Source organism: Flavobacterium sp. I-STPP5a, assembly GCF_009764685.1.
In the GTDB taxonomy this organism is placed as follows: domain Bacteria; phylum Bacteroidota; class Bacteroidia; order Flavobacteriales; family Flavobacteriaceae; genus Flavobacterium.
Genome location: NZ_VHLM01000029.1, coordinates 1 through 21,780, shown reverse-complemented (window position 1 = coordinate 21,780; position 21,780 = coordinate 1). Strand labels below are relative to the sequence as shown.

12 protein-coding genes are annotated in these 21,780 nt (G+C 33.4%); 4 read left to right on the top strand and 8 right to left on the bottom strand.

Annotated elements, in window-relative coordinates; all coding sequences use genetic code 11:
• Nucleotides 1–270 precede the first annotated feature (270 nt).
• Together FJV36_RS06430 and FJV36_RS06425 are read left to right on the top strand one after the other, a co-directional pair.
• Nucleotides 271–1,818: an SDR family NAD(P)-dependent oxidoreductase gene (locus tag FJV36_RS06430; RefSeq protein WP_370514398.1), complete on the top strand. Its 1,548-nt coding sequence runs from the start codon at nucleotides 271–273 to the stop codon at nucleotides 1,816–1,818.
• Nucleotides 1,819–1,963: 145 nt separating this feature from the next.
• A complete protein-coding gene (locus FJV36_RS06425; RefSeq protein ID WP_158730020.1) occupies nucleotides 1,964–4,567 on the top strand; it encodes a T9SS type A sorting domain-containing protein in 2,604 nt (867 codons plus the stop codon).
• A 156-nt stretch (nucleotides 4,568–4,723) separates the two neighbouring features.
• Here FJV36_RS06425 and FJV36_RS06420 read toward each other — a convergent pair whose 3' ends face one another.
• The 8 genes from FJV36_RS06420 to FJV36_RS06385 form a co-directional block, all read right to left on the bottom strand.
• Nucleotides 4,724–6,295: a carboxypeptidase-like regulatory domain-containing protein gene (locus FJV36_RS06420; protein WP_158730021.1), complete on the bottom strand. Its 1,572-nt coding sequence runs from the start codon at nucleotides 6,293–6,295 to the stop codon at nucleotides 4,724–4,726.
• Between the two features lie 318 nt (nucleotides 6,296–6,613).
• Nucleotides 6,614–7,486, bottom strand: coding sequence for a DUF2971 domain-containing protein (locus FJV36_RS06415; RefSeq protein WP_158730022.1), 873 nt, complete (start codon nucleotides 7,484–7,486; stop codon nucleotides 6,614–6,616).
• Between the two features lie 412 nt (nucleotides 7,487–7,898).
• The gene (locus FJV36_RS06410) at nucleotides 7,899–9,011 is read right to left on the bottom strand and encodes a histidinol-phosphate transaminase (protein ID WP_158730023.1); all 1,113 of its coding nucleotides are present in this window, start codon (nucleotides 9,009–9,011) and stop codon (nucleotides 7,899–7,901) included.
• 200 nt (nucleotides 9,012–9,211) lie between these two features.
• Entirely contained in the window at nucleotides 9,212–10,654 is a 1,443-nt protein-coding gene (locus FJV36_RS06405; protein ID WP_158980924.1) for a serine hydrolase, read from the bottom strand.
• A 71-nt stretch (nucleotides 10,655–10,725) separates the two neighbouring features.
• A complete protein-coding gene (locus FJV36_RS06400; protein ID WP_158730025.1) occupies nucleotides 10,726–11,532 on the bottom strand; it encodes an AraC family transcriptional regulator in 807 nt (268 codons plus the stop codon).
• 212 nt (nucleotides 11,533–11,744) lie between these two features.
• The gene (locus tag FJV36_RS06395; RefSeq protein ID WP_158730026.1) at nucleotides 11,745–12,035 is read right to left on the bottom strand and encodes a DUF3781 domain-containing protein; all 291 of its coding nucleotides are present in this window, start codon (nucleotides 12,033–12,035) and stop codon (nucleotides 11,745–11,747) included.
• The gene (locus FJV36_RS06390; protein ID WP_158730027.1) at nucleotides 12,032–12,742 is read right to left on the bottom strand and encodes a hypothetical protein; all 711 of its coding nucleotides are present in this window, start codon (nucleotides 12,740–12,742) and stop codon (nucleotides 12,032–12,034) included. Before FJV36_RS06390 ends, FJV36_RS06395 begins: the two co-directional genes overlap by 4 nt.
• 312 nt (nucleotides 12,743–13,054) lie before the next feature.
• Nucleotides 13,055–14,917 (bottom strand): ABC-F family ATP-binding cassette domain-containing protein, encoded by a 1,863-nt coding sequence (locus FJV36_RS06385; protein WP_158730028.1) that lies wholly within the window; start codon nucleotides 14,915–14,917, stop codon nucleotides 13,055–13,057.
• A 363-nt stretch (nucleotides 14,918–15,280) separates the two neighbouring features.
• Between FJV36_RS06385 and FJV36_RS06380 the strand changes: the two genes are divergently transcribed.
• Entirely contained in the window at nucleotides 15,281–16,585 is a 1,305-nt protein-coding gene (locus FJV36_RS06380) for an NAD(P)/FAD-dependent oxidoreductase (RefSeq protein ID WP_158980922.1), read from the top strand.
• Nucleotides 16,586–18,466: 1,881 nt separating this feature from the next.
• A partial coding sequence (locus FJV36_RS06375; protein WP_199251030.1) for an Ig-like domain-containing protein occupies nucleotides 18,467–21,780 on the top strand: 3,314 nt, incomplete at its 3' end.

The following is a 21,780-nucleotide window of genomic DNA, read 5'->3' as shown; positions in this document are numbered from 1 at the left end:
ACTTTTTTGTTACATAGAAATTCTCAAAGATAAAACAGAAATAGACACAGTTTTTTCTAAAATTTTGTATCTCTTTGCGGTGCTTCGTGCCTCTTTGTGAAAGAACATCGTAGGTGCGAAGATAGTAAGATAATAGTCGAAAGTCAAAATGCAAAACTAGCATCTTCGCGCTAAAATTTCCTGCGATATTACCTTGAAACTTTCCGACGTTAAAAAGGCTATATTTGCGGCCTTGGATTTTACACTAAATTGAGATCCATTTTTATGATAATGATGGAACAAATAGAACATAAAACTGCCATAAGCTCTGAAGAAATTGACCGATGTATCGCTATTTTAGCGCAATTAAATACTGATACCGACCAAATATTTGACATTCCAAAAGAACAGCGAACGGCTTTAATTAAAGCTGCAGGTCAATTTTCTCGCCCAGATCGGGACGAGTTTTCCCGACGCAAGAAAGATGGAAAATTAGTTGCCAAACGTAAAAAAGAAAAGCAAGATAGAACCGCAAGGAAAGAAACTGGAATTCGCTCAGCGCGCGAAGCAAGTGTATTTGTAGCGCCCAAATTGTTGGCTTACACGGATCTGGCCAGCAAAGAACAATTAGAATTAGAAACTCCTAGAAACTGTTACGTTTGTAAAACAGAATTTACTAAAATGCATCATTTTTATGACAGCATGTGCACGGATTGTGGTGATTTTAATTATGCCAAACGTTTCCAAACCGCCGATGTAACGGGACAAGTTGCCGTAATTACAGGTTCTCGATTAAAAATAGGCTATCACATTACGTTGATGCTTTTACGGGGAGGCGCAACCGTTGTTGCCACCACTCGTTTCCCAGTTGATTCGGCTTTGCGTTTTTCTAATGAGCCAGATTTTATGGATTGGGGGCACCGATTGAAAATTCACGGCTTAGACTTGCGCCACATTCCGAGTGTGGAGATTTTTTGCAATTTTATAGAGCAAAAATACCAGCGATTGGATATTCTCATCAATAATGCGGCGCAAACCGTAAGACGTCCAGCCGGATTCTATACGCATCTAATGGAAAACGAGGAGCGTTCCATTACTTCTTTACCACAACAGGCACAGGAGTTATTACTGGATCATATCAATTGTTTGGATGAATTGAAAGTGTTGACCACGGGTTTTTCATCCCAAGAAAATATGCCTGTAACTTGGCACGGACCAGAACCTGGAATTGGGTTGCGGGCTTCCGCCAAATTATCGCAGATTCCATATTCGTTTGATAATGCCTTGGTGGCACAAGAAGTTTTCCCGGAAGGAGAACTCGATGCTGATTTGCAGCAAGTAGATTTACGAAAAACAAACAGTTGGCGATTAAAATTAGGTCAAATAGAAACTACCGAAATGATTGAAGTGCAATTGGTAAATTCCGTAGCGCCTTTTGTATTGTGCAACCGCCTTTCGGAAGTGATGAAAAAAGAAAACACAGGCAAAAAACACATCATCAATGTTTCGGCCATGGAAGGCAAGTTTTATCGTGATTTCAAAGAAGATCGTCATCCGCATACCAATATGGCAAAAGCCGCTTTAAACATGTTAACGCACACCGCTGCAGGTACTTTGGCAAAAGATGGAATTTTTATGAATGCAGTGGATACAGGTTGGGTTACCGATGAAGATCCCGCTGAATTGGCCAAAAGAAAACAGGAAGAACAAGATTTTCAACCTCCTCTGGATATTGTAGATGGTGCTGCAAGAGTTATGGATCCGCTATTTGACGGCATCAATACCGGTAAACATTGGTGTGGGAAGTTTTTGAAAGATTACAATCCTATTGCTTGGTAGAGAGTAGTTTATGTTTTTTTTTTTTTGGATGGTCTATAGAAAAAGACCATCCATCGATAGTTACTCTCCATAATATCTAAATATTTTTTTTTCTTTAATATGTTAAACTAATTTTAACATATTAATTACTTAAAAAGAAATAGATATGACTAAAATTATACATCGTCAAGTATCAAGAGGATTTTTATTGTTTTTGCTACTTTTTACTATTAAATTTAGTGCACAAGACATACCTTTTAATTGTGATTTTAATGCCTACTTATTTCAAGGCAATGATATTTTTGCAATTGACTTAGCATCTGGTAATTCTATTTCGGTAGCACAAAATATTACAACTGGAAGTATAAATGGAGCAGGTTATAATGCTAAGGATGGATATATTTGGGGCTATTTAACCTCTCCTTCTAAATCTATAGTTAGGATTGGTAAAAATTTTAACACCACCATTTACACCATTAGCGCATTACCTGATGCGAGTAGATTTGTAGGTGATGTGAGTCCAGATGGTATTTATTTTTTTAAATCTGGTGGGAGTACCTATTACAAAATTGATTTGGATCCAGCCTCACAATCTTATTTGCAGTATTTAGGTTCTTTTGTATTATCACAAGGCATCAATGTTCACGATTGGGCTTTCAATGCTGTTGACGGTAATTTATATACTGTGGAACAAGCTACTAATATTTTGTATCGTGTTAATCCATTAAATGGAGTAGTTACAAATTTAGGAGTTGTACCGGCAATGTTAGGTAATAATTATACCTATGGAGCTGTATATTTTGATTTAGCAGGAAGTTTTTATGTGTCTGCTAATCAAACAGGGACCGTTTATGTGATCCGTGATGTTAAAGATTTAGATGGTGTAATTGGGATGAATTCTAATTTATTTGCCTTTGGTCCATCAAGTTCAAGTAATGATGGAGCACGATGCCCAACTGCTCCAGTACCGCAAGAAATTTGCGATAACGGGATTGATGATGATGGCGATAATTTGATTGATTGCGATGATCCATCTTGTTCAGGATATGCTAGTTGTCCTGTTTATAACGCTTCAATTTCTGGAGCTAATGAGGGCGGACTAGAGAGTAACAATAGATTGGCAGAACAAATTAACAAACGAAATTTTAATAGAGTAAAAACAGCGTATAAGTTTGATTTTTCAACAGCAAGAAAAGTTACAAAACCAAGTTTATTTTCTAGAAAGGCATCGGGTACAGTACTCAAAGATTTTATTCCATTTGGTGTTATTAATGAGCAATCAGTAGTAGAGTCTACTCCTACAGATTTACTTTCTATTACCAATGCATCCGAAGTATACTCAGTAGATTACATTAAAAATAATAAAACAATTGCCTCTATTCTCGCCTTGAAAACAAATAATGGCGTGTATGAACATACTAAGTTTATTTGCGATAGATTGTTAGGAGCACAAATTCTTTCAGTATCAACTATAGAAATTAACGAGCAGCCTTTTATCAAAACGATTATAAAAAATGCAGATAATAGTATTGAGTATGTATTGAGTTTTTCGGCTAAGAAAGTAAATACAGATGCGAATTATGCGCTAGAAAGCCATTGGAATCTTGATAAATATGAAAAGAATATTGGCTTTTATAATTTTCAAATTTGGACAAATTCAATCGATGATTTGTTTAAAATAGGGCAAGAAGTTGTTAATTTAATTCAAAAACAAAAACCAATTATTGGTTATACCTTATCAGAGCCACCAACAGTTTTCGTCAAAAAAGGAAGATATAGCAACGGAAACTTGGAGTTACAAGTTATCAATACAAATGCTACAAGCGCCGTAACTTTTGATGGAGGTTTGAGAAAAACAGAAACCAGTACTGAGCAAAAAATAAACAGTTCTATTAATTTGAATAAAAAATATGTAACGGATATTGTGGTGCCAACGGGTAATTTGTTTGATATCGGATTTAGAATAGGGGATGGGGTTGCCACTCCAGATGATTTATTCTTGTCTGATGGACCTTGGGGAATTGACGCACCAGCAAGTACAACGACCGTAACTAATTATATTGTAGGCGTAAATACACGAGAGTATGATGCTGGAAGTTTTCCTGTAGAGCGCAATATAAGCCTTACAGCTACCACTACAGATTATGTTTCAGCTTACAGAGCGCTAACTCCTAGGTTTAAAGCAGTAGATTTATCAACTTATAAAAGTTTGCATCTTCGAGGAAAAGGAACGGGTGTACTAGAAATAGTTTTTGTAAAAAATAGTATTGCAAACTGGGAGCAACAGTACAAAACAACAATTACGCTTACAAACGATTTACAAGATTTTGCAATTCCATTTGCAGCGTTTGCATCTAGTACAGGAAATCCATTGGTGTTAAATGATATTAAAACAATAGTGTTTAAAATGACTGCTCTTGATGGAAAAGCAACCATTAAGGAAATGGATTTGCAAACCATACAGTTTTCAAAAAATCTTACACTGAATACGGCTGATTTTGATTCAGGCTATCAAGGAAACAAAGTGTCGATATCTCCAAATCCAATTGATGAAAATTCAAAACTGCGTTTTACAGCAAAGGATGCAGAAAGGGTTGCCATAGAGATTTATAATGTAAACGGTAAGCTCATAAAAACGTTGTACCACGATACACAAGTAGGAAATAATGAAGTTGGGATTTCTAAATCAAGTTTGACTGCGGGTATCTATTTTAGTAAAATAATCAGCTCCACAACATCTTATGAAGTTGTAAAAATAATTGTTAAGTGATTTTAGTTAGTTAGTTAGTTAGTTAGTTAGTTAGTTAGTTTTTAGTTAGTTGTTTTTTTTAGTTAGTTAGTAAAATGGCTGTATTTTTTGTACAGCCATTTTATTTTTTAATTCTATTCTGTTAGAAAAATATGATAAGAAGTTGCATGATGTAAATTAATCTTTTACTCTGAATCTCTTTAATTCTGCTACTGGTTCAATAGCATGGTAGCCTTTCCATATTTTAGGATCGTATGATTTTAAGGCTACAATGTTGAATTCATTCTCGACAACTTTAGCAACATCAGCATCTGTTACAAGGGAATGTGATAGATTTAAAAATTCAGTTTTAGTTAAAGAGTTGCCTTCAAATTTTATGTCTAATGATAGAATGTCTTTATCTTCTTTTGTGATTTCAATAAATTTCAAAGGTCGGTTTACATAAAAATAATTGCCATTTTCTTCAGAGGCATAATGCAAGTAGTAATTCTTGTTTTCAGATTTTTTGCGAAACATTAAAATTCCTTTTTTAGTATTCTGAGCTACTTTAATGCCTAAAAGCCATTTTAAATTAACATTGTTAAGTTTCTCTCCTTCATCAAGTTGGAATTCAGCTCTAAGAACGGCATAGTCAGACTCATTAATGTACAGCTTACCTGTAAATTTTGCATTGCCTTTTTTTGGTGAAAATGAAAGTACAAATGCATAATCGTTATCCTCAGTAAAAGTAGTTCCTTCAAACTTGTAACGGTACAGTTCTGGATTTTTTATAAAATCATGCTCTGAAGAATTACCTAAATTATTGTTCTGAATGAATTCTGTTAAATTGTATTTTATGGATGTAAGCAGCGTACTTTGATCTGTTTTTTTATTTTTTGCTTTCTTTTTATTGAAATCTTTTCTTAAAGAAATGGTATCTCGAGAACCTATGAGACCACTTTTAATGCGGTAATACTTAGTAGAATCTAAGTGTTTTAGCATTGTTTTTATGCCTATTTGTTTCAACTCTTCTGATGAGGTTGCACTTCCTTCATTTTTGAGAACAGTTGCTTTGAGAACGTTCATTTTATGTGATACAAATGACTTACTGTCTTTTTTAATAGTATGAGTAAATAAATTACACAACATGTCTGTATACTCTTTTGGGGGTGATTTAACTAAGGTATTGGTGAAGTTTTGAATATCACTATTGACTTGTTTGAGAGCTTGTTTTGAAAAGCCTGTAGACTTATTTACATCAACTACAATTTCATGAGGATTGGTCGCTGTTGATTTTCTAACAAATAGCATGTCTTTGATAGGATTATCGGTATTGCTGTAATTCAAAGAAAGATTTGCTTTAACGGTAGCCATGATTGAATAAGGATTTGGTTTTTCACCATTTACTTGTACATCATCTAGTTCAAAAATAGTGGGAGTAAGGGCTAAAATGTAATCTAGTTTTGATAATTGACTTACTTTAACTTCAAGATTTTTGTAACCTAGATAGGTAATGGTTAGTATATTTTCGTCTTGAATTGCAGTTTCAGATAAGTTAAAAAAACCTTCGGCATTTGAGATCAAATGTTCTTTTTTATCAATATTGATGGTGGCGTAAGGTATGGGCCCTTTAGTAGTGGCATCAATTATTTTTACTGAAATATTTTGTGACCTAGAATATTGAAAAAACAAAATCGTACTCAACAAGAGCAGGTATGGTATGAATTTAGATTTTTTTTTGATGGGTGTGTTTGCAGATTTTACGTTCATTTGAGTTGATTTACAGTTTGATGATTGAAATTAATTTTCAAATGTATACGTTATTTCAATACTCAAGCAGTGCAATTGTGCTAATTTTCTGTTAATGTATCCATACGAAAAACCCCATCCCAAGTTATGATTATGTACTTGAGGTGGGGTTTGTAGTGTTTTTTTGTAAGTATGTTTGTGAGCGAAAAGTTGGATATTTGCGTAGTATAAGGAAGAACTATTTCGTCTCCGAATTGAGGATGCTCGTGGTTGTGGGCAACGAATGTAATGTTGCGCTTTGCATGTATTAGATGATTTCTATAGATTTTGACATGGGGTTTATTTTAACTCAAGTTTTGAGTTTGATATAGAAAATGGAATATTGAATTGTTTAATAATTGCTTCTATATTTGTTTTTGCCCAATCTTGAGATTTTGGATGATGGACAACTTGAAATGGATACTTTTCAAAATTTTTGAGTTCTAGAGAAATTCCTGGATAATCATATATTGATTTATGAATTTTATCCATGTGTTCGTTGTTGCTGTTTTCATGATATTCTATAGGAGGAATATCGGTAGGTTCTTCTCTAAGAATCATCCGAAATTCTTTTTCATGTTCAAAACTAACGTCTTTTTGAAATACGCTGTCCTCAATTTCTTCTTGATCTGGATTGAAAATGTGATTTGTATTTTGAAAATCTTTATAATTAACTGAAGAGCAAATTATTCTGCGTCCAAAACCGTCATTATCAAACCCGTTTTCTAAGAGTAGTTTCTTGAAGTTTTTATAAGGAATTTTGATTGCTACGCTGTTTGGATTACTATATAAACTCCACATAGCAGCAGATTCAAAATTATCTCGAGATAAAAGCCAGCAGTTAGCAAAATTGAATCGTTGAATTGTTTCAAGTTCTTTTGAAATAATATTCATTCTGCTTCCTAAAACATCAACTGTTATCATTTCGCGTAGGCTATCAAAAATTGGATCATTTTCGATAACGTTTTTGATTCGTCTAAAATACAAATGCTTTGTCGTTATTCCCTCACGCTTATCTTCAAATTTATCTAAGCGAGTAAAAAACAAAGATTTTTTAGAAACAAAAGACAAGAATTTGTGAAGATCTAAATATCTCCAAAGATACATATCTGACGTTATTAAATCGTCATTTAAAAATTGTATTTCAAGCGGATCTTCGTCTCTATATTTCATAAAATTTCTGCTAACTTGTAAGTAAAATAACAAAATCATTTCAATCGACCATAATTTGGAATATTGCTGATTCAAAAATCAAAAATTATATTTTTCAAAAATATATAAAATAAATTGCAAAACCCCAAACCTACGTTTAATAAGTTATTATTGTTCTGATCAGTTAAACGTTGATTTTGTGACTATAATTGTAGGCGCAAAGGTTGATGTTTGCGCAGTTCAACTATGAACTTTTTCATTTCCGAAGGGCGGTTACTTGTTTTGTGGGCAACTAATGCAATTTAGCGCTATGCATGTATAAGATGATTTTTGTAGCCGCAACATTGGGTTTTAACTGCTAGTAGAAAAGTTTTTTATTTTGATAGGTGGTATATAATTCTACCTTCTGAATAATTTGTTGAAGTCATATTTTTTATTGTATGGCTTTAATAAATTTTTTCATTTCGTCCATTTTACCCACTGTAATTCTTGTCCATTTACCTTGCTCTTCATATATTCTTCCCCCTTCAATATTATTATCTTCTAATTGTTTGAAATAATCCTTATTGTATTTTGCAAGTGAAAAATAGATAAAATTTGTGTTAGAGGAAATGCACTCACAGTTTAATTTTTGGAGTTCGTTGATGGTATATTGTCTTGCATTTTCATTTAACAAGTTGCAATTTGAAACAAATTTATCATCTTTCAACGAGGCTATAGCAGCAAGTTTTGATAATACACTAACGCTATTATTTGTATTGGATTGCGAATTTGCCAAATTATCAATTATCGTTTTGTTCGCAATAGCATACCCAATTCGTGCTCCAGCCAAACCATAGATTTTGGAAAATGTTTTAACTATAATAATATTTTTGTGGTCATTTATGAGATTGCTAAGGGATTGCTGTTTAGTAAATTCCAAATAGGCCTCATCAATTAATACAATTGTATTTTGTGAAATCTTGGTTACACAATCAACCAATGCCTCTCTTTCGCAAATTGTTCCTGTTGGGTTATTTGGATTGCAGATATAAACCAATTTTGTATCTTGGTTTACAGCTTCGAACATAGCTTGTAAATTAATTTTCTTATCGGTTGTAAGTGGTACTTTGTTTTTAGTTAAACCTAAAGTATCTAAAGTAACTGTCCAATAATCATAGCTTGGGTCGGCGATTACATAATTACCTTTGCCTATTGAGACAAATTTTGCAACCAAATCTAAAATTTCAGTTGAACCGGCACCCAACATTATGTTTTCGTCTTTAACACTATTCTTTTTTGCAAGGTCAGAAATTATTTGTGTCTCTATATCCCAATTATAACGATTACTAATATTTGCGTTGTCCACAAATGCTTTCCTTGCTAATGGAGATGGACCATAAGGGTTTTCATTTGAACGTAAAAAAATTAAGTTAGCATCATTCTCAAAACTATCAATTAAATTTTCTGATACAAGGGGACTAGCAAATGAATTGAAGTTTGTAAGTCCAATACCAGCTATTCCAATTCCAATTTTTTTCAGCCAAAGTCTTCTGTCCGTTTCCATATTTCTTTTTCTTTAATTAGACTTTTAAAAAAATATTTTGTTACAATCGCAGATTTATAAAATTGCTACCAAAGTTGTTGTATTACAGTGGATTTACTACCCGATTGATAGCAAACAGCCGAAGCAAATCATCTCAAATATAAAAAAAAATTTCCATTAAGCCTCATACGCATATCACTTGTCTCACTTTTTAGGGTTTGTTATTTGGTTAATGTTGCATATTTTAATTTGGCTTCATTATCTTCTGGCTCTTTTTCAATATATAATTTTAGATATTCTATTGCTTCTTTTTTTTGTCCTAAAATCCTGTAGGCTTCACTTAGATTGTAATATCCAGTAGTTGAGTTTGGGGAATTATGGATATTTAATTTAAATAAATCTATTGCCTGAGTATTCTTTTTTTCAAACAAAAATTTGTAACCGTATCTTTCAATAAGGCTTTCTCTTAATGAATATTTCTTTGAACTTTTTTCCATTTCTTTAATTCCAACTTCATACCCGCTTTTTGATACGGTGTTAATTATATTTTTTGTGTAAAAAAAGTTGTCCATTGTTGATGTTGGACCTACCAATTGTTTTTTGATTAGATTGCTCACTTCCCAATAATTTTCAACCTCTCCATTTGTAAGTATTACGACTGTATAGCCTAAGTCAGGAAAAATCATTAGTTCACTGGCAACACCATCGTGTCCGCCGGTATGTCCAATAAGGCGGTGCCCGTTTATTGTGTTTTCTGCAAACCCGTAGCCATACATTCCTTCTCGATACTTCACTTTGCCTGATGTGTAAAGAGTTGCAATCTCTTTGCTAAGTAAAATATTGTTTTGTAAAGCATTGGCAAATTTCAGCAAATCGTCAGCTGTTGAAGAGCCTCCACCGGCAGGTGTTCCTTTTGTAGGATTTAAAAAAATATTGTTTTTCCATTGCCCAGGTTTTTCTAACGACATGGTATATCCAATAGCCAGATTGGAAATGGCTTCATCTAACTCATAAGCATCTGTAAACATCATTTTTGCAGGTTTATAAATATTTTCTTTTACGAAGTCAAAATAATTTTTACCCGTTATTTTTTCAATAAGTAAACCTAAGACCATATATCCTGAATTACTGTACTGGAAATCAGTGCCAGGCGTAAACAATAGTTCTTGATTAACAAATAAAGGAAGATAGTCAGCTACTGTTTTGAATTTTTCTTTCGCTAATTTGTCGTGTTCCTCCCAAAAACTGGTCATTCCTGAAGTGTGGGTTAATAGTTGATGGATTGTTACTGAATCAGCAACAGCCTTGTTTGGATAATCTGGAAGATATTTACCTATTTTATCCTGAAGTGAAATTTTTCCAGCTTCCATCAATTTCATAATAGCCATTCCAGTAAACATTTTGTTCATAGAAGCTAAATTGAACTTTGTGTTATATTTATTTCGAACGCTGTCTTGAAGATTAGCAAAGCCGAATGCCTCCTTATATATAGTTTTACCATTTTTTGCAATAAGAATAACGCCGCTTAAATAGTTTTCTTTTTCGAGTACTCTTAATTGTTGGTTTATTTCATTAAGGTTCAGTTTTTGTGCAAATGTGAAATGAGACCACACCATACAAAACACGAATACGATAGGCAATACGTTTATTTTAGAATTTTTCATTTTTCAACAATTTTATTAGGTGGGCAAAACTATTTTATAATTGCGTAAAAACATTGTAAGAATGTAAACCATCATACAAAAAGCCAATGGTTACTATCTTTTGTATCTACTTTTTTGAAAAATGAACTTGGATTGATACCTGTTAAATCCTTAAAATCTTTATTAAAATGGGGTTGGTCAAAATACAAGCTTCCGAGGGAGAGTTCAATGAACTTTTTCTCAGATTTATACTTTTCAATTATGCTTTTAAAACGATGTGCTTTCCTATAATCAGAAGGGGATTTTCCGATATTCTTAAAAAACATTTTATGAAAATACTGGCGTGACACATTTAATTTATTTGCTAGATCATTGATTTTGGTACCGTTTTCAATCTCAAGTAAAATATGTTCCAGTGTATCAAAATTTTTGTTACGAAATTTTGATAACCAATAATTCTCTAATGCAATGGTTTGATCTTCTTTGTTTTCAATTTTTATAATCTTTCCCATTTCATTCAAATAATCAGAGTGGGGCTGAAAGTCAGACATAGTGTCTTTGCCTATTTCAAATTGAATATCGTCTAAAAAATGAAGAATACCTGCAGGTTTGAAGTATACAGTTAGTTCATTTCTTGGTTTTTCATAGAAAATCTCAACGGGAAGCGAAATATTATAAAAGCAATAAGAATCAAGTTTAGTTTTGATAGATGGTAGAATTGAAATTTTATTTCTTTTAGAGACAATATTTGCGTTTTGGCAAATGGTCACAAGGCAGAAATTACTAGGAAAGGTCCAATATTTATTTGACTTCAAGGATTCATTTTCGGTCATAAAATAATATCCGTCAATATATTTTTTTAGAATTTCGTTTTTGGGTTTAAAAAATTGTACTTCCATTATTGCTATTTGTCTTTCTAAAATTTCCAATCAAATTTTTTACTTTTTTCCGTTAACTGAGGATGTCAATTTGAGGTAAAAATGTGTATTTACCGTCAAGGTTTGGTCACTTTTTGGATTAAGAAAGCCTAATTATACGGTTAATGAGTGATTTTTCAAGTACAAATCTAACTTAAAATTAAGTGTAATCTAGCCATATTGACAAACTGCGGTTATTCGTTCATTGTTTTTTCTATCGTTGTTTTTATATTTAATTTGTCTGCTGTAATTATTCTGTACGTATAGAAATTAATTGTTAGTCTAATGTTTTTCTCCTTGTTTGTAATGTAAATATTTTTTCCTTTTTTTTGAAATTTCGCTTCGTCAGTTTCTGAAATAGTTTCCAAAATAAATTCTTCAATTTTTTCTTTTGAAAGTTCAATATTTAGTTTCTTATTAAATCTTCCATAAACAAGTTCGGTGTAACATATATTTTTTAAAATTTCACTTTTAAAATTTTTCATTTTTTTATAATTAATTGTCTAATTGAAGTTAAATGTCCAAATAAAACGATTGGTACAATAAAAGTAGGTAACCAACTAAAAGGAAAATTTAAAATTGCAATATTAGGTTGGTCAAAAGCAAATTTTTGGATTGGAGAAGGTGCGGATAATAATGCATTCACTATAATATTAACCAAAAGTCCGAGACAAATAAAATTCCATACTAGTATTGTTTGTCGGTTCAGTTTATTTTTTGTTAACCCAAAATATACGATAATTGGTGCAGAAATTCCAGCAATTACGTCAAAGTTTCTTCCTTCAAAAGTCATTAGTTCAGGAATTGCTCCGTTGAGAAAAAGGCAAAATAAAATTATTTCAACTGGTATTCTCACAATATTTAAATAAGTCAAGTTTTTAAGAGGTAAACTGTCAATAAACTGTCTGCCTTTTGAGGTTGCAAACAATAAAATAACTGTTAAAATTGTCGGCAAAATCCCTATCAATAAAATTTTTGGAGGGAAAGAGTTTGTTTCAGTGTTGTAAATATTTTTCAAAGTTAAAACTGCTTGAATAATTAACCAAAATGTCAAACCAATGAAAATTGGTATTGTTTTTTTTCGTGTCAGTTCAGAATTTGCTTTTCTAATTGTCCAAGAAAATAGTAGTAAAGTTGCAATTGTTGTGAGTCCAAAAATTAACGTGATATATGTAGGTAAATTATAAATCATTTTCTATTTGTTCAATTTTTCCCCGTGTTTCTCTGCAATGATGGCTAACTTGTTTATAAATCTAATGAAATCATTTCAACCTAGCACAATTGGTTATCTTAGTCTGACAAAAATCAAAAAATAAATTTCTCAAAAATATATAAAATAAACTACAAAACACCGATCGGGCTTTTAATTCAATGTAATTTTTCTTACCACTCAAAAATTGGTTTCATGCAAAAAAAAATCCACAACAAAATATTGATTTTGTTGTGGATTTAATCCTAAAAAGGAATAATGTTTCAAGCTGCAAAATGCAACTGAATACTAATTTTAACCTTCCATTTTGGCGCTTAATTCAAACCAACGTTCTTCTTTAAGTTCCATCTTTTGGATGAGGTTTTGCAATTCATTTCCTTTTTTCTCAATGTCGGCATCCGTAATTTTTCCGTCTGAAAAAAGTTGCTCAATAGCTATTTTTTGAATCTCTAAATCTTTGATTTCTCGTTCTATTTTCTGGAATTCTTTTTGCTCATTAAAAGTCAAATTTCCAGTTGGATTGTTTTGTTTCCAGTCTTTCTTTTCGGCTTTGTTTTCCTCTTTTTGAGCAACATCAGCACTGTCTTCATAGGCTCTAAAATCAGAGTAGTTTCCTGGAAAATCTTCCACAACACCGTTCCCTCTAAAAATGAATAAGTGATCCACAATTTTGTCCATAAAGTACCTGTCGTGAGAAACCACTAAAAGACAGCCCGGATAATCTAGTAAAAAACTCTCTAGTACATTAAGTGTTACAATGTCCAAATCATTCGTTGGTTCATCCAGAATCAAAAAGTTTGGATTCTGAATCAAAACGGTACACAGATACAAACGTTTCAACTCACCACCGCTCAACCGGTCTACAAAGTCATATTGTTTTTTGGCATCAAATAAAAATCGTTCTAACAACTGTGATGCCGAAATCAATTTTCCTTTCATCAACGGAATAAATTCTCCGTATTCCTTAATGACATCAATAACGCGCTGTCCTGGTTTTGGGTTGATTCCGCTTTGCGTATAGTAGCCTACTTTTATGGTTTCACCTACTACCACTTTCCCGCCATCAAGAGGTAAAGTACCGGTCAATAAATTCAAGAAAGTCGATTTTCCTGTTCCGTTTTTACCAATGATACCAATACGTTCGCCACGTTGAAAATCAAAACTAAAGTTGTCCATGATCACATGGTCCTTGAATTTTTTAGAAATTTTGTGAAGCTCGATAATCTTGCTTCCCATGCGTTCCATGTTAATTTCAAGTTCTACTTTGTTTTCACGACGCCTGCTTTGTGCTTTTTCTTTGATTTCATAAAAATCATCCTGACGCGATTTTGATTTTGTCGTTCTCGCTTTTGGCTGACGGCGCATCCATTCTAATTCTTTTACAAAAAGATTCTGTGCTTTATCAACACTTGAATTTTCTGAGGCAATGCGTTCCTCTTTTTTCTCTAAATAATACGAGTAATTTCCTTTGTATTGGTATAATTTTCCGTTGTCTAATTCTATGATTTCATTACACACACGCTCTAAGAAAAAACGGTCGTGCGTCACCATAAACAGCGTAATGTTTTCTTTGGCAAAGTAACTTTCGAGCCATTCAATCATTTCTAAATCCAAGTGATTCGTAGGTTCATCAAGAATTAACAAATCAGGACGATTGATCAAAATGATGGCTAGTGATAGACGCTTTTTTTGTCCACCCGAAAGATTTTTTACTTTAAGCTTGAAATTTTCTAATTTCAATTTGAATAAAATTTGCTTGTATTGTGTTTCGAAATCCCAAGCATTATGCTGATCCATACCATCAAAAGCTTTTTGGTACGCCTCTTCGTCTTCGGGGTTTTCCAATGCTTTTTCGTAGGCTTCAATAACTTTTAGCGTTTCATTATCAGAGGCAAAAATGCTTTCTTCAATAGTCAATTCGTCTTGCAAATTATTGTTTTGGGACAAAAACGCCATTTTAATCCCTTTTCTAAGCACAACTTGGCCAGAATCTGCTTCTTCAAGACCATTGATAATGCTCATGATCGTGGTTTTTCCAGAGCCGTTCTTGGCAATGAAAGCAATTTTTTGGTCTTTATTTATCCCGAAAGAAATGTCTTTAAACAAGGTTCTTTCTCCAAATGATTTCGATATGTTTTCTACTGAAAGGTAATTCACAAGTGTATTTTTTTTGCAAAAGTACATTATTAAATGCCCATTTACCAATTGTTTAATGCAATCCTATGGCTTAATGAAGTAATATTCTTTAATTAGATTAGTATTGTTGTCTCCTAAGTTTAGGAAGTGGCTTTTTCAATATGAATTGTTTTAAGAGAATGCTAATTGATTTAAGCACAATTATTGCCTGGTCATACAGTTATATTCTAAAATTAAAATAGTTATGGAGATAAAAGACCTTGGTAAAGAAACTCTTTTTGTGGAAAGAAATTTTTGCGAACAATTGTACTTGACAATTTGTTAGAGGTTGAGGTACTCTAAAATATCTTTGTATATTTGGAATCAAACAGTCAATACATTACAATGAACATACCTCATTCATCCTTACCCCGAGTGGTCATCATAGGTGGCGGATTTGCGGGAATAGCCTTGGCAAAAAAATTAAAGAATAAAAAAGTGCAAGTAGTGTTACTAGACAAGCACAACTACCATACATTTCAGCCCTTACTGTATCAAGTGGCTACTGGCGGATTAGAGGCAGGATCTATTGCTTATCCCATTCGAAAAGTGATTCAGGAATACGATGATTTTTATTTTAGATTGACCAATGTTCAGGAAATTGACACCAAAAATCAAAAAGTAATTGCCGAAATTGGGGAGTTAAACTATGATTATCTGGTTATTGCTACGGGTTCCAAAACGAATTATTTTGGAAATAAAGAGATAGAACGCAACAGTATGGCCATGAAAACCATACCGCAGTCACTCAATATAAGAAGTCTCATCTTAGAGAATTTTGAACAAGCAGTACTTACCAAAGATGTTTCGGAACAAAACAGTCTCATTAATTTTGTTTTGGTAGGAGGTGGGCCAACAGGAGTAGAGCTTGCTGGTGCTCTTGCCGAAATGAAAAAAGCCATTCTCCAAAAAGATTATCCAGATTTGGATATTGCTAAAATGGAAATAAACTTAATTCAAAGCGGTGATCGAATTTTAAATACCATGAGCGAAGCATCATCGGAAGCTGCTGAGAAATTTCTAATAAGTTTAGGTGTTAAAATTTGGAAAAACGTTCGTGTGACCAATTATGATGGACGTACTATTACAACCAATTCTGATTTGACTTTTGATACCGCTACCGTAATCTGGACCGCAGGTGTTCAAGGTGCATTAGTTGCCGGTTTAGATGGAAAATCATTGGTTGAAAAAGTAGCGCGAATAAAAGTCAATGAATACAGTCAGGTTCATGGCTACCAAAATATATTTGCTATTGGCGATATTGCGTCTATGGTATCAGCTGCCTATCCAGAAGGGCATCCTATGATGGCACAACCTGCTTTGCAACAAGGGGAAGTATTAGGCACGAATATAATACGATTACTTAAAAAGGAACCCTTGGAAGCATTTGAATACAATGACAAAGGCTCTATGGCTACCATTGGCAGGAACAAAGCTGTGGTCGATTTGCCTAAATATCATTTTAATGGTGTTTTTGCTTGGTTTGTTTGGATGTTTGTCCATTTATTTTCGCTAATTGGCTTCAAGAACAAAGCCGTTGTATTCCTAAACTGGGTCTACAATTACATTCGTTTTGATCGTGAGGGCAGGCTCATCATTAGACCTTTTAAAAAGAAAAGCTTTACTACTTTTACTAGTGACGAGGTGTAGTCTCATTTTTAACTTCAAAATATCTATAATAATTTAAAAATTCAAAAATGGGTTTTTATATCCTCTACTTGTTTGGCTATATTAGTAAACAAGTCTAGACCTTGTTTTGCGAGATTCTTTAGGCAAATTTTTTTTTGAATTCGAATAGAAAAGCCTATCCATTAGACCCAAATTTTGTGGCTTGTCCTGATGAAAATTTAGCTTAAAAATATAAAAAGATTACGTTTAGGCTTAAAATGACAAGAATTCGGGATTGGATTTTTAATTGAAAGAGCCGTTATGGCGAGGTTCAAAAAATAGGATTTCGAGGAGTTCTTTTTTGTTTTAATACAAAGTAGGCTATTCCTAAAGCAGAGTATGAGGACATCATTTTAAAAACACTTCAAAAAAATTGGGATGAAGGCGCGTTTGATGCTAAAGTTAGTGTTCTGAATACGAATGAAAGTAACAGTTGTGGAGTTGAAGGTTGTAATGAATACTCTTTACAACATAATCTTAAAAAGTGTTTAATTTTTATAATACAGGGGTTTGACTTTTAATTTAAAGTTGCTCCCTTTTTTTATATTTAGTTAAGAATTGGTTGAGGATTTACTAGCAGTTTGTTGTATTTCATTAACCTTTTTCTGAATACTTATCTCAAGGTCAAATCTAGACCCTTTTTTAAAATTTTACTATATGTTGTATGTTATGTAATCTTTTTTATTTCCTAATTCAAGTTTTTTTATAGTAGATTCTTATTTTTTTATGTGGTAGTAACCTTTTTAAATACTCTCTTTTATTGAAGTATATAATTAGGTAAATAATCATTTATAGGTTCAATTGTTGATACTTTAACTTAATTCGTTGAATTTATTCATACAAATCCTTAACCAATTTTTAAATTTAAGTAGATAAAAGTGTGCGATTTGCGGAAGTTTTAAATTGTATATCATTTTTTATATCTCTTTTACCGTATTTATAAAAGAATATAATCTAATTCTATGATGGACAAAGGACTTAAGTTATGTTTTTGTTCTTTAGAGTTATTTAACGATTTTAATTGTTTTTTAACGAGTTTACAGGAATTAATTATGTTATTGAAGATTAACTTAATATTTTTACATTTAATTATGAACTTGCTAACAAAATTTTAACTTAAATGAAATATTTAATTTTAGTAAGAAAACTAAAATTTCATTTTGATTATGTTTTAGCAGACAGTTGGCTATTAGTTAATTGAGAATATGATTTTCAGAAAAAAAGAGCTAAAAAGAGATTATATTATAGCTTTAAAAAGTAATATAAATAGTGCTTTATCATAAGAAGATAAAGAGATTAAGAAGTACATAAATATTGAAACATTACAGCTTGGACTTCAGACCGTGGACATTTGGCTCGAAGAACTGGATTTCCTGCTGTTGCTCACAAAGCAAGTTTTCAAAAACGAGAATGATACAGTCGGCGAGTTGTACTTGGATTGTAGTGATTTAAAATTAGATTATGACCAAATAACTGCAATCTACAAAAAACGGTGGGGAGTAGTAGAATATAATTAACTAATAAAAAGCAATACAGGTTTTGCCAAATCACCAACAATAACAATCAAAACAAAAACTAATCATTTCTATATGGCTGCTGAAAATGCAGCATATACAGAACTTCAAATATTAACAAAGCTAAGAAAAGCTAAGAAAATCTGAGTAATTATATTTTAGTGGTAAATTTTATGGAGTCTAAGTTATTAACAATGAAAATGATAAAATTGAATTTTTTGAAAACCTTTTGCGTAACGTGAGTTAATATTTAGAAGTCGACTAAAGTGGTCACACCATAATTTCTGAGTAACGAATGCCGTAACAAATATTTTTTTAAATCCCGAATTACTTATTTTAAACTAACTTTATGAAAAACAATTATTTTCTTAAGCACACCAAAATACTCTTGTTGTTTTTGTTTGTTGTTTTTGTAAATCAACAATCGTTTGCGCAATATGCTATAAAGCATTATATAGCTCCTGCTCCGTGGAACTATGCATCAGATGCAAATGAATTTATAGTTTCTACTACCTCTGCTTCAGCGGTTTCTGTAATAATCACTAAAAGTGATGGAACAGCTGTTACAACTTTAAGTGTAATTGCAGGAACTCCTGTCGCTTACAGACCAACAGGTTCACCAGTCAGCTTAGCAGCAAATAGTATTAATACTGTTTATACAGATAGGGGTTTAATATTTACTTGTGCTGCTCCAATAGCAGTTTCAATTAGAAATGTAGAGAGTGACCAAGTTAATGGCGGGCGAACAAATTTCATAAAAGGAAATGCTGCGCTTTCAAGTTATGGTAACGAAGCGCCAGGGAATATATTTAGGCTTGGTTACTATAGAAGTAATTACGCAGGTCTTGTTACTTTTAGTTCTAGTGCCGCCGCTCCTGTATATTCCGTTATGGCTATAAACAACGGTACTGCAGTAGCTGTAAATGGCACTATTTTAGTAAATTTAAATGCGGGTGAATCATACCTTTTTCAAACTACGTTAGGTAATTTAGTTACTACAAACAAACCAGTTGTAATGAATTCTGGAACATGGGGTGATCTTCCCGGAGGTTGTACCGATGCAGTTTTTGATGAAATACCACCAGTTCGAGTACTAGGACAAGAATATATTATAATTAGAGGAGCTGGTACAGCTGGTACAGCAACAAATTTACCAGAACAAACTACTTTTGTTGCAACCGAACCCAATACTACTGTTGTTGTTAAAAATTATAATGTTGCAGGAACTCAAATATCTACTAATACATATACTCTTTTAACAGCAGGCAGTTTTCAAACAATTCATCACGGTGACGCAGTAACTGCCTATTCTAGCACATCACTTTTGTCAGATAAGAAAATTGCTGTGTACTCAGGAACAGCTCAAGGTTGCGAAGTAGATATGTCTGTTCTTCCACCAATGTCAAGTTGTACAGGTTCATTTAGAGCAGAAACAAAAAAATTCACAAATTATACCAACAGCAATTTGCCTTATTATGGTTGTGTTCTTATAAAAGACAGTACAACCAAAGTATTTATGAACGGGCTTGATTTAGAAGTTTTAGGCGGTGTAAGAAGGCAAATCGGGACAACTGGTTTTTATTTAATTGATTTCACAAACGTTCAGTTAGCAAATCCAGTTAATATTATTTTTACATCCGCTGCACGAATGACTATAAGTATGGTTCAGCAAGGCGGGGGTTTTTCGATGGCAGCATACTTATCTTCTTTTAATGATACTTTGTTGCCACCAACGCCAAACGTAGACTCTAATGGATGTGTGACTTTGTTAACCGCAGAGCCAGGATTATCGCCTTATCAATGGTACCTTAACGATGTATTAATAGCTGGTGCAACTGGTGACACTTATGTGCCAACTAGTCCAGGTAATTACTCGGTTGCAGGAACAAAACCATGTGGTTTAACAACGCCATCATTATCGTTTTTAGTCGGATGTAGTACCAATCCAGATGTAAATTCAGGAAATGTAAATACAATAATTGCAGGAAACGTTGCTACAAATGATGAAGTTCCAGTTGGAACAACATACGGTTCACCAGTAGGACAAGTAGGAAATCCGAATGCAGTTTTACCCATATTCAATTCTAACGGTACCTATACATTTACACCAACCTTGTCAGGAGTTTATACTTTCTTAGTAGACGTTTGTTTGCCTGCAGCAGTTGCACCATGTCCTAAAGAGCTTTTGGTAATTACGGTGTTGAATCCTTTATCTAATGTTAATCCACCGGTTGCGACTAATGATATTGTAACAACAGTATTTAATGCACAAGTAGTCATTCCTGTCACTGGAAATGATGGACCAGGAAATACAGGAGGAGTGATCGGTATTCCGACAATTTTAACACAGCCACCAAATAGTGCTGGAGTTGTAACAATAGTTGCTGGAAATCCAGTTTTCACACCAACTATAGGTTTTACAGGCGTAACCACATTTGTATATCAAATATGCGAAAATCCTTCTGGATTGTGCGCACCAGCCACTGTTGAAGTTACTGTTTTGCCACTAGGTGCAGCAAATACAAATAGTTCTTCTGATGATTACAACACTGCTACACATTCGATAGCAGCAAATGGAAACGTATCGACTAACGATATTGATCCAGAAGGCAATACGCAAACTGTTTCGCCTCAAAACGTAACAACACCAAAAGGAACATTTATTTTAGCTTCAACTGGTGTTTATACTTTTACACCTTCTGCTGGTTTTGTTGGATCTATTGACTTTCCTTATACCACCTGCGATAATGGTGTGCCATCCTATTGTGTTACAGCAACGTTACATATTGTTGTAACAAGTATAATTGATGCTGTCAACGATCCATCGGTAACTATTGCATCAAACAACACGGTTGTAACGGCATTGAATGCATTAGCTAATGATACGTTAAGCAACATCGTAGCAACTACCACCAATACCAATGTAACCCCATTAACCACAGGGCCATTGAGCATCAATGCCAACGGAATAGTAACCGTAGCAGCCAATACCCCAAGTGGCACGTACAGCATCACGTATCAATTATGCGAAGCCAATCCAGCAACAGGATTAAACGTTACACCAGCAAATTGCGATACCGCAACTGCCACAGTAGTAGTCGCTAATGCAATTGATGCGGTAGCCGATCCATCAGTAACCATTGCATCAAATAATACCGTTGTAACAGCCTTGAATGCCTTAGCAAACGACACTAGAAATGGTGTCGCAGTAACAACTACCAATACCAATGTAACACCATTAACCACAGGACCATTGAGCATCAATGCAGACGGAATAGTAACCGTAGCAGCCAATACCCCAAGTGGCACCTATAGCATTACTTATCAATTATGTGAAGCCAATCCTTCAACAGGATTGAATGTAAGCCCAGCAAATTGTGATACTGCTATAGCAACAGTTGTAGTAAACAATCCAATTGATGCGGTAGCCGATCCATCAGTAACCGTTGCATCAAACAATACCGTTGTAACAGCTTTAAATGCTTTAGCAAATGATACGTTAAGTAACATAGGGGCTACAACTACGAATACCAATGTAACGCCATTAACCACAGGTCCATTGAGCATTGATGCAGATGGAATAGTAACCGTAGCAGCTAATACCCCAAGTGGTACGTATAGCATCACCTACCAATTGTGTGAAGCCAATCCAGCAACAGGATT

Excerpts from the sequence above, each read along its gene's own strand:
- FJV36_RS06420 (WP_158730021.1), bottom strand. The coding sequence starts at position 6,295 with ATGAACGTAAAATCTGCAAACACACCCATCAAAAAAAAATCTAAATTC.
- FJV36_RS06415 (WP_158730022.1), bottom strand. The coding sequence starts at position 7,486 with ATGAAATATAGAGACGAAGATCCGCTTGAAATACAATTTTTAAATGAC.
- FJV36_RS06425 (WP_158730020.1), top strand. The coding sequence starts at position 1,964 with ATGACTAAAATTATACATCGTCAAGTATCAAGAGGATTTTTATTGTTT.
- FJV36_RS06380 (WP_158980922.1), top strand. The coding sequence starts at position 15,281 with ATGAACATACCTCATTCATCCTTACCCCGAGTGGTCATCATAGGTGGC.
- FJV36_RS06410 (WP_158730023.1), bottom strand. The coding sequence starts at position 9,011 with ATGGAAACGGACAGAAGACTTTGGCTGAAAAAAATTGGAATTGGAATA.
- FJV36_RS06430 (WP_370514398.1), top strand. The coding sequence starts at position 271 with ATGATGGAACAAATAGAACATAAAACTGCCATAAGCTCTGAAGAAATT.
- FJV36_RS06390 (WP_158730027.1), bottom strand. The coding sequence starts at position 12,742 with ATGATTTATAATTTACCTACATATATCACGTTAATTTTTGGACTCACA.
- FJV36_RS06405 (WP_158980924.1), bottom strand. The coding sequence starts at position 10,654 with ATGAAAAATTCTAAAATAAACGTATTGCCTATCGTATTCGTGTTTTGT.
- FJV36_RS06400 (WP_158730025.1), bottom strand. The coding sequence starts at position 11,532 with ATGGAAGTACAATTTTTTAAACCCAAAAACGAAATTCTAAAAAAATAT.
- FJV36_RS06395 (WP_158730026.1), bottom strand. The coding sequence starts at position 12,035 with ATGAAAAATTTTAAAAGTGAAATTTTAAAAAATATATGTTACACCGAA.